Raw genomic sequence first — 14,300 nt, 5'->3', positions numbered from 1 at the left:
GATTCTTATATTTAAAATTGTTGTGATTTGTTAATTCTTGTCTCTTGATTCTAACCTCTTATTTCTAATTAAGCCATTCCGCCATTAGCGCCTATATTTTGGCCGTTTATCCATTTTGCATCATCGCCTGCAAGGAATACTACTACTTTGGCAGTGTCTTCGGGTTCGCCAATGCGGTTAAAGGCAGATAGTGATGCCAGGCCGTCTATCAATTCCTGTGGTTTACCTTTAGTGAATAGTTCGGTATTGGTAGGGCCCGGGGATACAGAGTTTACGTTGATCCCCCTTGCGCCAACCTCTTTAGCAAATACACGGGTTAATTGCTCAACCGCGGCTTTAGAAGCTACATAAGTACTATAGGTAGGCATCATTAAACGGGTAGTGGTTGAAGAAAAGTTGATAATGCTGCCCTTATCGGCCAGGCGGGTAGCGGCCTCACGCATGGTGTTAAATGTGCCTTTTACATTGATGCTGAACTGGCGCTCAAAATCTTCATCGGTAGTATCCCTTAAAAGTTTTGTTATCATGATGCCGGCGTTGTTTACCAATACATCAATTTTACCGTAATGTGCAATTGCCGCGTCAAACATGTTTTTAACATCTTCAGTTTTGCTTACATCAGCCTGAATGGCTATGGCATCGCCGCCATTTTGTTTGATGGCCTCAACTGTTTGGTCGGCGGCTTCTTTACCACCGGCATAGTTTACAATTACTTTTGCACCGGCATTGGCCAGTTTTTGTGCTACAACAGCGCCAATACCTCTTGAAGCGCCAGTTACTAAAATTACTTTTTCTGATAGTGTGTTCATGATTTCCTTTGTTTTATCTTGTTTGTTTTTGTTATCGTTGATTGACAAAACAAAGGTGGGGGTTACGGGTACCCCAAATGATACACATATTAAAGCATTACATACATATTTCTAAGATGCTAGCGAATTATGCTGTTTTCTGAACAGCACAGGAGAGATATTAGTGTGTTTTTTGAAGTAATTGCTAAAGTGTGCAGACTCGGCAAAGCCTAACAAATAAGCTATTTCTTTTATCGAGGTAGATGAATTTTGCAGGAGAGATTTTGCTTCGGCAATGGTTTTATCAGCTATCCAGGTGCCAATGGCCTTCCCGGTTTTAGTTTTAATAACGTTACTTAAATAGTTTGGGTGCAATGCCTGCGCATCGGCATAATCCTGTACGCGGAACGCTTTTTCAACTTTACCGCTGCTTAGATCGCGGTAATGCTTTTCTAAGGTTAGTTTAAAGTTTTTCACGATCTGCGAGCTTCGGTTACCCTCGTATATGGGGTTGTAATCTTCCCAGAAATATTCTTTTATCTTTAGTAATAGCACCACAAACAGGTTGCCTATAAGCCGGTTACGATATGGCGAATTTTTGGTGTATTCCTTTTGTATTTGTTTATAAAGCTGCTCAAACTCGGCAAATACATCGGGGCTTAATACCCGTGGCTGCACTGTTTCGGCCAGCAGGAAGGGGAATTCTTCAAATATGTCCTGGTGAACATTCTCTTTAAGAAACGATTCGCTGAGCGTAACAAGAAAAACTTCCTTGAGGCTCTTCCACAAATGCGATTTAAAGTGCCCCGGGTTGGTGAAATATATAATACCGGGCATGGTCTTAAATAATTTGTCATCGGTAGTGTACTGGCCGTATCCGTTTTTCACAAAAACAAAACTGAAAAAGTTAGCCCGGTAAACCGGCGACTGGAAAGGCAGGTCGAGATGAATGTTCTTTATATCATGAATGGTAAACTCGGTTTTATCATCAATTTCATCCAAAGGCAAGCCAAAATGAACGTATTGCTCTTTCAGATTATTGAAGATCAGTTTATCGGTTGCTTTCATGGGGCTTATTATTGACTTAAAGATACTATGATCATCCAAAGTAAAAGAAATAGCACAATCGGCTTTTATTGCTATTTACTTACATACTCCTTTTTAATAAATATATTTCGTTAAGTGAAATATAAATCACGTAGTTCCACGTATTTTAATTGCAATTCTTATTGTTTAGGTTTACTATGATCTGCAGGGACCAATAGTGCCGTGTAGGTATATTTTAAACACCAAAGTTGTAATATTATTTTATAACCCCTTATAAATAACACTACTTATGTCGATTCGATTTTGAAAATCTTTTTACATGAAGATCGAACCAACGTTTTCCAACCTAATAAATTTTCCAGCGTATAAACACTAAGTTTTGCTTCCTGATATTTTATTATTAACTTTTAAGCACTTTATATCTTGAGAGTTTTAGAATTATAAAAAAATATTCGTCTATGTTAAAAAAAGTGTTTTTATTCATGTTTTTTTATTCGGTTTTTCATTGTTCCTATGCGTTTTCAGCGCCAAACAAAGCCGACTCTCTTTCGAATATTTTACTAATGAAAGATCAGTACCCGAAAGAAAAAAAATTGATGACTTACATCCTAGGGACTTTTGATCATATACCTATGAATGAATTTAAAGCCGCCCAGGTACAAACCAGGGAGCTTCTTTACAGGTATAAAGAGCCAAACAGAATAGCGTTCGAGTATTTCATTGAAGGCATTTATCAACGACGTATATCGCGTTTAAATGAAGCGGAAGACAATCTCCTGAATGCAATAGAGGAGGCAGGGAAAAAGGCTGATCATTATCTTTTATATACCTTTTTTAGTCATTTAGCATTTTTACAAACTTATAAAGGCAATACCATTGATGCTGTTAATAGCTTTAGCTTAGCCAAAAAGGAAGCAATTTTACTCAAGGATGCTTATTTGCAGGTTTTGATCGCCATAAATATTTCTGACATATTTTATAGAAATTATATCTACAACCAGTCATTATATAATTTAGATCAGGCCCAATCAATATTTGAGAAGTACAAGCTTGATCAACCGAGGATCCAATATCTGATATATTATAACAAAGCTGAAACCTTTTTTAGAATGAACAGGGTCGACTCTTTGAAGTTTTATCATAATAAGCTGGCCGTAAAAAAGGGACTTACTAAGTCGTACACCTATAAAATGCGGACTAAATATTATTTAGATCTGCTAAACCATAATTATGCAAGTGCTTTGCAAAGTATTTTAGCATTAAAAAAAGACACCTCATATCGATACGCTAATATTGACGAACAAAACCTGGCTGAAGCATATTATTTAGGGGGAAATCTGGATTCGGCAAAGTATTACTTGAACAGGTTAATAGCCGAACCAGAACAAGACAACCATCCGGAAATAAAGTTTCGTTTGTATGAAGTATTAGGGGAGATTGCCGGTAAAGAGAGGTTGCATGAACAGGCTGCCCAGGATTTTAAGCAGGCATTAAAAGAATACAAAGATCATTTGAACAGGTTAACACAAGTAGGGAATATTTCCTCGCAGATTAAGCTCGACGAGATCCAGGGACTATACCTTAAACAAGAGGAGGGTTACAAAAAAGAGCGCTCATGGCTGATACTATTCGTTGTAGTAGCATTATTGGTTATCGGCGTTGTTGCCATGATCTATAGAAATGTGCGGCAGAAAAGATATTATGAAAAGTTATTGTTTGATTCTAAGAAAGAAGAGCTTGCCTATATAAACTCGCATGAAATTAGGCGGCATCTTTGTAACATTAAGGGGATTATTGAAATGATCAAACAAAGTGATGATAAGCAGGGGGAATACCTTCAGGCCGAAGACCACCTTTATAGCGAAACAGAAAAGTTAGATAAAGCCATCAAAAACATCTCACTAAAATTGGATCATTAAGTATCTAATAAATTCGGAAAAAAGTCTCCCGGATCCTTTCAACTAAAGCATATGTAGCAGATAATCGCTACATATGCTTTAAGCTATTAAGTAATGATATTGGGCTCTTTTTTATCGTTAAGCGGTTTGCGGTGCCAGTAGGTAGCCAATAAAGAACCGGTAATATTCATCAACGGGCCAAATACTGCCGGTGCCAAACCTACAGTTGCCATTTTACCCATCTCTTTTGCCAATCCCGATGCCAAACCACCGTTCTGCATACCCACCTCTATGGCCATAGTTCGGCAATCGCGTTCGGGCATTTTAAATAACCGGCCAGACCAATAACCTAACGTGTAGCCTAATAAATTGTGGATGAGTACCAAAAATATCAGCATAAAGCCGATGTTTAACAGGCTGCTTCTTCCTGCTGCTGTGATGACCACAATAATAAGCGCAATGCCAAACATGGATACAAGGGGCATTGCAGCCTCAAGCCACCTAGCTCTTTTAAGCAGGTATCTGTTAAACAGTATGCCGGCACCAATGGGTATAATAACCATTTTGAAAATATCCCACATCATATTTAATACATCAATTTCAATAAAGCCTCCTCCCAGTAGTTTCATCAACAGCGGGGTGAAAAAAGGCGCAAGCATGGTTGATACAGCCGTAATGGTGATAGATAAAGCAAGGTTAGCTTTGGCCAGGTAAGAGATAACGTTGGAGGCCATGCCATTTGGAGAGCAGCCTATCAAAATGATACCGGCTGCAATTTCTGGCGGAAAACCGCTTAGCTTGGCCAATGTAAAACCAAGCAGGGGCATAATCAGGAAATGACTGAACACACCTATAAACACACCCTTGGGCATCTTTATTACACCGGCAAAATCTTTTATACTCATTGATGTGCCCATGCCAAACATAATAAGCTGTATTAATGGTGTAATGAGTATAGATAGTTTAATGCCGTTTATTTGGATGAAATACTGCGGATAATATAACGCTGTTGTAACCGCCGCAAAAATGATAAGAGTATAAGAGAAGCCTTTAAGTGCAACAAATCCCCTAAAGGCAATAGCAAGTATAACGAATGTTGCAATTAAAAAAGGGCCGGCATGTGCAATGCCGCTGTTTAGAGCTATTATTGCTGCAATAAGCAGGCATACTGCAGATATGGCTGCCAGCACTTTATAGATATAATTTTTTTTCAATTTCTTGGGTTTAAGATGGAATGGAAATAAAGGTGTTTTACCAGGTGCGTTTTTGCATAAAATCGTCCAGTTGTGCCCGGGTCATTTTTACCTCGTTAGGGTTTTTATCCAGCCATTTTAAAAATGCATCTTTTATGGGTGCTGTCCATTGGCTGTCTATTTCGCCCGTAGTATACGTGCCAGCTTTAAGCATTGCCTGGCCAAACTTATCGCGCAATGCTATAAATTCGGCAGTTACTATTACCTTTTCTGCAAGATGGGCGGGTATAAATAGCACCCCTTCTTTTTCGGAAATTACCAGATCACCGGGCAGCACAATAGCCTTCCCTATGCGAATAGGGGTGTTAAGGCCCATCAAAACCATCTCTTCCAGGTAGGAAGGGTCAAAATCGCGTACAAAGGCGTTAAAGCCATTGATCTTGCTCAAACCCTGCAAGTCGCGCGCCGAGCCATCAAATATTACCCCATTGCCAGATTTGTTATAAATGGAATTACCCAGGTTATCGCCTATCAATGTGCCGCCCTTAATTTTGCCAAAACCATCGGCCACATACACATCGCCTTTGGTAAGTACATCAATAGGCCAGGCATTTGTATTCCCTTTGCGGCCTTGCTTGCTGCCACGGTCTTTAATGTTTTTTTCTATATCCGGCCTGCTGGGCATAAACATAGCTGTAACCGCCCTGCCTACAACAGGCCTGTCATCATGCACCAGTTTCCAGTTGCCTTCAAATTGATTGTTGTAACCTTCGTTCTTTAAAACCGTCCAGGCTTCTTCAATGCCTATGTTTTTGGCACGTTCTATTAGGTTGTCAGATATTTTAGGCCTGCCATCGTTAAAACGTTCTCCTTTCCATTCCGAAGTGAGGAATATCAGTTCATCTTTAGAAATGGTTTGCGCTTTAACTATACCCGTTTGGCAAATGCCCATCAAAAGCATACAGGCTGCAATAGTTCTTAATTTCATGTTATATTAATAAAGGTTTATAATTGGCCTTAGTATTACAGTAATTGGTTAAACCGTATTACCTGGAAGCCGAGCTTCTTGGAATTTCAAGCGGTTCCACTATTCCGTTAAGGTCATAAACTATCTTGCCGGCGCGTATGGTTAGTTCGCATTCCAACTTTTTATTAGCTTCAAGTTTATAACCGGTATAATCAAACAAACCGAATTTTCCTTCCCGCACATTCAGTATTGCCACATCCGCCTCCGTACCGACGGATAAGTTACCTAATTCTTCGTGTTTTATTTCTATAGCCGGGTTTAATGTTGATGCACGGATAACACTTTTAAGATCCATACCCATCGCCAAAAATTTCGACATGGTGGTAAGCATATCTTTCATGGCATCGTTCATGCTGCCGGTGTGCATATCGGTACTTATCGAATTTGGGAAAAAGCCCTCTTTTATAGCAGGTATGGCCTGCGAGTATGCAAAACTGATACCGCCATAACCCACATCGAAAATAATACCCCGTTTACGCGCTTCCCAAACAAACGGTTTAACTTTTTGGGTTTGCAGGTCTACAATATATTCCCGGCTTTTTAACTGACCAAAACAATGCGTAAAAATATCGCCGGGACGCAGGTGTTTCATAAATAGTTCTTCAATGGGCAGGGGAGGTGTACTGCCGCCAAAATCAATCATCACCGGGATATCCCCTGCTAATCTACCGGCTTCAACAGCCCGGTCAACCGGAGCCCATTCGTGGCCTTCGTAATGGGCAACTTTAAAGCCCACAACGTATTTTTTATACTTCCGTGCTATCAGGGCCGACATTTTTGAATCCATATCGTTCAGGTTTTGCTCATATCCACCGCGCATACCCTCGCCAACAATATTAATAAAGGCAAATACCCTGGTTTGCGACAGGTCAATGGTTTGTGCTTTAAATGCGGGGAATGTGCGCCAGCCCGAACTGCCCGCGTCAACAACGGTAGTAACGCCATTGCGAAACGTAAACCCATCGGGCGGTAAAGCCAGGTTTCCGTTCTCGTACTGATGGTCGGGCTTAGTGCCGTAAAAATTATGGGAGTGTATATCTATTAAACCCGGGGTAACATACAGGCCTTTGGCATTAACGATTTGTGCAGCCTGCTTGATGTCGATATTTTTAGCCACATGTGCTATTTTGCCATCTTTTATGGCAACATCCATCACATCATCAATATTGTTTTTGGGGTCTATTACGTGGCCTCCTTTAATAAGGATATTGTAAGATTGAGCTTCAACCTGGTAGCAAAAGCTTAGCAGGCTGAGCATTAAAACAAATATATTTTTCATCAATGTATCTTAAAAATTAAACAAAGCACCCCTATAAGCCCTTTTTTACAGTAAAAAAAGACCTGAATAAAAGGCAAGAAATAAAGTGGTTAACTATAATGTTAATACATCATAGTTTGGTGCGTATATATTAAGTGACTAAAGCTTTTTGAAGAATTTCGTTAACCCTATTTGCCACAACATCAATTTGATCGGGGCGTAAAAGCACCACACCTACAACAAGGGTTTCGCCTTTCGCATTGGCAACAATGCTTGGGGTTCCATTTTTTAGCGCTACCAACACCTCTTTAGGTTGAATTTTAATTTTGCTTTGATCCCATGTTACAAATAAGCTGGGGAATGCATTAGACGGACCAGGGTCAACGTGTGTTTTTGTTTTAACCGTTGGCAACGTTTCCAGCTTGCCGCCAATTTTTTTGGCCCGTTGCAACCAATCTTCCCATTCTTTTTTATGGTCTCTTTCGATGTAAGATTTTAAGGCCGCGTACATGCCAAACATTTCTTCCTTGTTCACCTTCATTGGGCGGCCAATTGGCGCTTCGTGCGGGCTGTGGTTTAACCTGGCGGCAGTGATCAGGTCTTTGCGCCCGAATAACAAACCCGCGCTTTGGGGCCCTCGGATCATTTTGCCACCCGAGAAAGTAACCAGGTCAAATCCCATTTTTTGAAATTTGAAAAGATTCTCAACGGGTGGCACATCTGCTGCTGCGTCTAAAAAGGTAGCTATATTACGTGCTTTGGCTACTTTTAAAAATTCTTCGTGCGTAATGCTGCTTTTTTCGGCGGCATTAAAAAACAAGGCCATAACCGTGTTGCTATTAATAGCCTGTGCCATATCTGCTGCACTTTCTACCTCAACAATTTTAGCGCCTGTTGTTGTTATTGCCTGATCGAACAAATACCTGTGCGATTTTTGCATGATCACCTCTGCACGGGGGCCGGGCAGGTTAGGGATCATCTTTATTTTTTCGGCGTCGGTACCTGTTATACAGGCAGCCGTACCTAAAAGTATAGCACATGATGCACCAGAGGTTACCATTGCCGCTTCGCAATGCAGCATTTCGGCAATTTTAGCTCCTACTTTATCCTGCAGCTCAAACATGTTGGCAAAGTCATGAGAGGTTGAATTTATTGCCTCCAGCACTTCGGGCAGCATAAGCGACCCTGATAAGAATGTCATGGTTACCGATGCATTTATAACAGGAGTAACCCCAAGCTCTTTAAACAGATCGCGCTTTAAGGCAGGCGATTGTTTTACAGCGGTTGTATGTGTTGCAGCCTTGGTAACCATACTCCCCATAAATGGAAGTATAGAGAGGCTTTTTATAACGTTTCTGCGTTTCATTATTAAATTTTAGAAGGTAAACTGCTATATGTAAGCAACACAATCCATTTCAACCAAAGAGTTGCCCGGTACACCGCCCTTAGCAACTGCTACTGTGGTACGCACAGGTGGTTTCTTACCAAAACGGCCTTTATATACTTCATTCATTCCCTGGTAGTCGGCAATATCATTTAAATACACATTTACTTTAAGTACCTTTTCCATTGATGAACCGGCTTTTTTTAGCTCGTTTTCCAATTCTTTAAGTACAATTTCGGTGTGTGCCTTAATTTCAAAGGGTTCAACGTGCGCACCTTTACCGGCTATGAAAACCATATTTCCAAGCTTTGTAGATCCGGAAAACAAGGGTACATCCTGATATTCGGTCACATTATTTACTTCCTTTTCTGAGCTTTCTGCCGAACTGGCTTTCGCTAATCCAAATACAGAAATTCCGGCTGCCGAAGCAAGGATTTTTTTTAAGATTGATCTTCTTTCCATAACAAATAGATTTTATGTTTTTTATTAGAGTTTATAATTTGCGCCGCTGGCTCTTTAAAATCTGCCGACAAAGTCTTGTCGGCAGATCTATCGTATCAAACTTAAATATCCGTATAATTTAAGGGCGATCCCACCACATTCTGGTTAAAAATTCATCGGCACCCTGGCGGGCAATAGCTGCCTGATAATTTTCTCCATTTAAGTTTTGCTCAGTGGCCGGATACAGGAACCTTCTGAAAATTTTACCACCGGTAGCGTTTCCTACATAGTTATTAGGTACCAGTGCAGGGTAGCCGGTACGCCTGTAGCTTGCAAATACTTCTGTAGAGTTTGGAAAAACACCCACCCAAAATTGTGTGTAGATCTGTTCCATCTGCTCATTAAATGTACCGCCTATGTTAAGTGGGTGGTATTTAATATAAGTTTGGATTTGATTGGTACTGATAACACCCGCTGAACCAAATAATGCCCATTGACGCATAGATGCACTTATACCATTTTCATACAATGTACTGGCAGATACAGCGGTATACCAGTTACGTAACGCGGCTTCGGCAAGTAAAAAGTTGGTTTCAGCATTGGTTAACAACATGTAAGGACTGTTAAGCTGTAGGATGGTGTTTGGATTAGGTTCTGAATAGGTGCCAAAATCTGCCGGTTTAGAGCTTAAGCTTGATGACATGCCTTTTTGTATTGCAGCTGTTGTATCGGCCTTGCCATTTACCCAAACTACAGATACCGCCGCCAAACGTGGATCTTTATTGGTTTTTAAATTGTTGATAAACACATCCTGATATTTACCGCCTTCGGGATTGCTGGATCCGTTAGCCCCAACATAATCAGAATTTAACATCCCCAGTGCAAGCGGATTTTTGTTGATATCCTGACCGGCAGATACGTATCCTGTAACTTTAGCGATATCTGCATCTTCAGTAATTACGCCCCCTGCAATTGCTTTTTTAGCCCATGTTTCTGCAGTAGTAAGGTCAACCTTCGTCATGCGCATGGCCAGGCGCAGCATTAAGGAGTACGAGAACTTTTTCCATTTGATCATGTCGCCTTTATAGATCAGATCGGCCGCACCAAAATTTGCTTTGGCTGGGTCGATGGCTGTTGCCGCTTCGTCAAGTTCTTTAAGCATATCTGCATAGATGGCCTGCTGCGTATCATATACGGGCTTGTAGTTACCGCTTGTATAACCCTTGCCGGCTTGCGAATAAGGTACATCGCCATAAATGTCAGTAATACGGCTAAAACAGTATACCCGCCAGATACGTGCAGTCGAAAGCAAGTTGACCTGCTCGGGATCCGCAGATACCTTTTCAATTACCTGCTGTACCTCATTTATTTCTTTAGGGTACGCATTGTTAAACACCGTCCACGATTGCTGGCTTTGGCTAAGAATATACTTGGCACCAAAACCTGCAACATCGTTATAACTGGTTGTATATTGCATTGTACCCTGCAAAAGGTTAAGCACATCGCCTGTCCCATCTAATAACGACTTGGTAAATACAAAAGCAGGAGTGAGGTTTGCCGATGCATTGGGATTGGTGTTCATTGCTTCGAAACCCTTATCACATGCCTGTAAGCCTATACAAGCAGTTAAAAGCATGATGGAATATTTTCTAAAGTTTTTTTTCATGTTAATTGTCTTTTAATTGATGCTGGCATATATTAAAATTTAACCATCAGATTTAAACCAAAACTTCTGGTTCTGGGTAAACCAAACGATTCAAACCCCTGACTTGAGCCGTTGGTAAAGCTCGATTCCGGGTCAAAATTGTCTGTTTGCTTATATATGGTGAGCAGATTGCGCGCAACAAATGCTATAGTTGCACCCTGCAGGTTTAAAACTTTAAGCTTGTCTACCGGCAGATTATAGCTTAATATAACCTGACGCAGTTTCACGAAGCCTGCATCATGCAAGAATAGCTCTGAATATGATTTGTAGTTATCATAGTAAGAACGCAGACCTGAAACAGGGACTATTCTTGAATAAGGTGCGCCGCTTTGGTCAACACCATTAAGCTGAAGCCCGTTATCGCGGCCTGGCAAGGTAGTTTTCATCAAACCTAAACGGGTACCATAAACCTCCATCAGCGAGAAGATCTTATTGCCAAATTTCGCGTCAACCAGCACATTCAGACTAAATCTTTTGTATTTAAAATCATTGGAAAAACCCATAGTCAATGGCGCTACGCCGTTACCCAATGTTTGCAGGCCTGTAGCAACCGGTAAGCCCGTAGTTTTGTTAAATACTACGTTTCCGCTGGCATCTTTCTGCATGCGGGTACCTACAATGGCACCGTAAGGCTGGCCAACAATGTTGTTAATATAAGCCCAGCCATTAACTGATTGCGACATCTGAATTTGGTTGAGGCCTGCTGCAAGTTTTACTACCTCGTTTTTATTGTAAGCAACGTTGTAACTTGTGCTCCAGGTAAAATTTGAGGTTTTTACAGGCGTACCGTTAATTAAAGCCTCGATACCTTTATTACTTAGCTCGCCCACATTAAGTATAACGTTATTGTAACCACTGGTGCCCGTAATGGCGGTAGATACAATGTCATTGGTGGTTTTACGATCATATACCGTAATGTCAAAACCTAAACGGCTGTTCAGGAAACGTGCCTCAATACCGGCTTCTGTTGTAGTTGAAGTGTAAGGGCGTAAGTTTGCGTTTGTAATAGTAGTGCTCGATACGTTTTGGATTGGCTGACCAGAAGTTGGCAGCAAGGTGAAAGCCTGATTGATCTGGTAAGGGTCTGGTGCGCCGCCGCCTACCTGTGCCCATGATGCGCGGACTTTGGCGTAGGTTATTCCCTGCGGTAATTTAAACGCCTCTGAAATTACAAAACTGCCACCAACCGAGGGATAGAAAATGCTGTTGTTTTTCGGGCTTAGTGTTGAAAACCAGTCCTGGCGGCCGGTAACAGTTAAGTATGCAAAGTTTTTATAGCTAATATCTGCCGAACCCATTAAAGAGTTAATGGCTGTTCTGTTATTTTTTGGGGTGGTAGAAACTGTTGATAAGTTAGTTGAGCTATAAAAATAAGGGATAATATAATTGGCACCTGTAATGTTCGACTCGTTATAAACCGAACGCTGCTGATTACCGCCCACAAAGGCCGAGATGCCAAAATCTTTGATCTTGCCGTTGTAGTTTAAGGTTAGCAATCCGTTAGTTTCAGATGCATCAACCTTAAGCTCGTTGTATTGCCCGTTGGGGTAATATAATGAACCGGTAGGCGAAACGTAAGTGTAATTATAATAGTAAAAATCGCGGCTTACTACACCTTTTAATGATAGATTCTTAATAAACTCGTAGGTAACGCCAGCCTGGCCTATAAATCTGTTCTTGGTATCGCGCTGTTGAAACTTATTGATCACGAAATAGCTGTTAGATGCAATGCCTGCATCGTTCCAAGGAATTTCGTTGCCTTTGGCATCGTAACCCGGCGAAAGCCATCTGATATCCGCTGTATTGGCAAGCATATATGGCGTCCAGTTGGGGTTACCAGAAGCATCACCTGCGGTGGCCCTATTTTTAGCATTTTCAATATTGTATTGAGCCAGGGCTTCAAAGCTTATCTTTTTACTCAGTTTACCGCTAACATTAAGATTGCCCGTTTTGCGATCGTAGTTACTATTGGGTAAAACGCTTTTGCTATTAAGGTCGGCTACCGAGAAACGATAGGTAACCGCTTCGGTTCCGCCTGTAAATGCTATGGTATTGGTAAATGTAGAGCCGGTTTGGTAAAAGTTTTTAATGTTATTCCTTTGTGCAGAGTAGGGGTGCTCTAAGCCATCAGCCGCTATATAGGTTGAACCATCTATTTTAGCACCGAAAGAACGCCTTCCTGTTTGAATAGCTTCGTTTTGGGTAGTTGGTTTTATACCACCATCGCCCTGGCCATATTCATACTGCCAATCCGGGAAGATAGCAGGTGTTTCCATGGTAAAGGTGGAGTTGTAATCAATGCCAATTCCTTTTTGAACGCGGCCTTTTTTAGTAGTAATTAAAATTACACCATTTGCTGCCCTCGCGCCATACAGTGCAGCAGCAGTACCGCCTTTAAGCACGCTTATTGATTCGATATCGTCGGGGTTAATGCCTGCAATACCATCGCCACGGTCAACATTGCCCGCGCCGCCGTTGGTAGTGGCACTTCCACCCGGAACGGAGTTATCTATTGGCATACCATTTACCACATATAAAGGTTGGTTGCCGCCAGAGAGTGAACCGTTACCACGAATAATAACGCGGCTTGACCCACCCGGGCCGGTTGATAATCCTGTTGCGTTAACACCCGCGACCTTACCTGTAAGTGCGTTAGCTACGTTATTTTCGCGGGCTTGTGTAAATTCATCACCCTTAACTTCTGTTACAGAGTATGCCAGCGCTTTTTTCTGGCGGGAAATGCCTAACGCTGTTACAACTACTTCATTTAGGCTATTACGGTTTTCCACTAATTGTACATCAACAGTTTGCCTGCCGTTTACAGCTACTTCCTGGGTTGCAAAACCCATGTAGGAAAACACCAACGTAGCATTTTCATCGGGTACGGTTAAGGTATAACGCCCCTCTGCATTGGTTACCGTACCGCCCGTGCCGCCTTTTATTTTAATACTTACCCCAATTAATGCCGCGCCGGCGTTATCAGTAACTTTGCCGGTCACTTTTACCGGAACGGCCTTTTGTGTTTCAGTTTCTGTAAGCGAAACTGTTTTTTTATCGATAAGGATCACATCGCCCGATACGGAGTAATCCATACCCAGCGGTTCGAGGATCTTTTTTAGAACTACGTCCAGCTGTTCGTTTTTTACATCTAAACTTACAGCCTGGTTGGTAACAATTGAGTTACTGAAAACAAAACTAATTTTGGTTTCTTTATTAATTTGTCTCAGTACATTTTTAACAGACATATTCACTACATGCAGTGATATTCTTGTTTTTAGATCTTGTGCTGAAACGTTTTTCGCTTGAGCAATGGTAAAGCATACAGAAAAAATGACGGTAACAATAATTACCTTAACTAAGGCTTTACACAGCAGGTGAAAAGACAATGATTTATTTGTCATATATTTGATCAAAATTTGTAGTGACGAAATATCCCAATTGGGAACTATGAATTTGGTGGGCTTCGGCCCGGAAGGTTGGGTGTGCTGGAACACATTCAACCTTTTTTGTTTACATCTTTTTTTACTCAATAGGCGTTTCGTTGTTTTAAAGTCAGTTA

10 protein-coding genes are annotated in these 14,300 nt (G+C 41.2%); 1 reads left to right on the top strand and 9 read right to left on the bottom strand.

The window, feature by feature from the left end:
- Positions 1-68 precede the first annotated feature (68 nt).
- Positions 69-809, bottom strand: coding sequence for an SDR family oxidoreductase (locus NPE20_RS07540; protein ID WP_256538002.1), 741 nt, complete (start codon positions 807-809; stop codon positions 69-71).
- Positions 810-920: 111 nt separating this feature from the next.
- Positions 921-1,856 (bottom strand): AraC family transcriptional regulator, encoded by a 936-nt coding sequence (locus NPE20_RS07535; protein WP_256538001.1) that lies wholly within the window; start codon positions 1,854-1,856, stop codon positions 921-923.
- A gap of 575 nt (positions 1,857-2,431) precedes the next feature.
- Here NPE20_RS07535 and NPE20_RS07530 point away from each other — a divergent pair.
- A complete protein-coding gene (locus NPE20_RS07530) occupies positions 2,432-3,754 on the top strand; it encodes a hypothetical protein (protein ID WP_256538000.1) in 1,323 nt (440 codons plus the stop codon).
- 86 nt (positions 3,755-3,840) lie between these two features.
- Here the strand turns inward: NPE20_RS07530 and NPE20_RS07525 are convergent, their stop codons facing one another.
- The 7 genes from NPE20_RS07525 to NPE20_RS07495 form a co-directional block, all read right to left on the bottom strand.
- The gene (locus NPE20_RS07525) at positions 3,841-4,947 is read right to left on the bottom strand and encodes a bile acid:sodium symporter family protein (protein WP_256537999.1); all 1,107 of its coding nucleotides are present in this window, start codon (positions 4,945-4,947) and stop codon (positions 3,841-3,843) included.
- 37 nt (positions 4,948-4,984) lie between these two features.
- Complete coding sequence (locus NPE20_RS07520) at positions 4,985-5,914, bottom strand: RraA family protein (protein ID WP_256537998.1); 930 nt, start codon at positions 5,912-5,914, stop codon at positions 4,985-4,987.
- A gap of 58 nt (positions 5,915-5,972) precedes the next feature.
- Positions 5,973-7,232, bottom strand: coding sequence for an amidohydrolase/deacetylase family metallohydrolase (locus tag NPE20_RS07515; RefSeq protein ID WP_256537997.1), 1,260 nt, complete (start codon positions 7,230-7,232; stop codon positions 5,973-5,975).
- 130 nt (positions 7,233-7,362) lie between these two features.
- Positions 7,363-8,577: an aminotransferase class V-fold PLP-dependent enzyme gene (locus NPE20_RS07510; RefSeq protein WP_256537996.1), complete on the bottom strand. Its 1,215-nt coding sequence runs from the start codon at positions 8,575-8,577 to the stop codon at positions 7,363-7,365.
- A 24-nt stretch (positions 8,578-8,601) separates the two neighbouring features.
- Complete coding sequence (locus NPE20_RS07505; RefSeq protein ID WP_256537995.1) at positions 8,602-9,057, bottom strand: RidA family protein; 456 nt, start codon at positions 9,055-9,057, stop codon at positions 8,602-8,604.
- Between the two features lie 118 nt (positions 9,058-9,175).
- Positions 9,176-10,702, bottom strand: a complete 1,527-nt coding sequence (locus NPE20_RS07500) for a SusD/RagB family nutrient-binding outer membrane lipoprotein (protein ID WP_256537994.1) — start codon at positions 10,700-10,702, stop codon at positions 9,176-9,178.
- A 32-nt stretch (positions 10,703-10,734) separates the two neighbouring features.
- A complete protein-coding gene (locus NPE20_RS07495; RefSeq protein ID WP_256537993.1) occupies positions 10,735-14,142 on the bottom strand; it encodes a SusC/RagA family TonB-linked outer membrane protein in 3,408 nt (1,135 codons plus the stop codon).
- Positions 14,143-14,300 lie beyond the last annotated feature (158 nt).

It is taken from the genome of Mucilaginibacter aquariorum, from assembly GCF_024498135.1.
Taxonomy (GTDB): Bacteria; Bacteroidota; Bacteroidia; order Sphingobacteriales; family Sphingobacteriaceae; genus Mucilaginibacter; species Mucilaginibacter aquariorum.
Note: the sequence above shows the minus strand (reverse complement) of the source record. Positions and strands in the feature narration are given on the sequence as shown.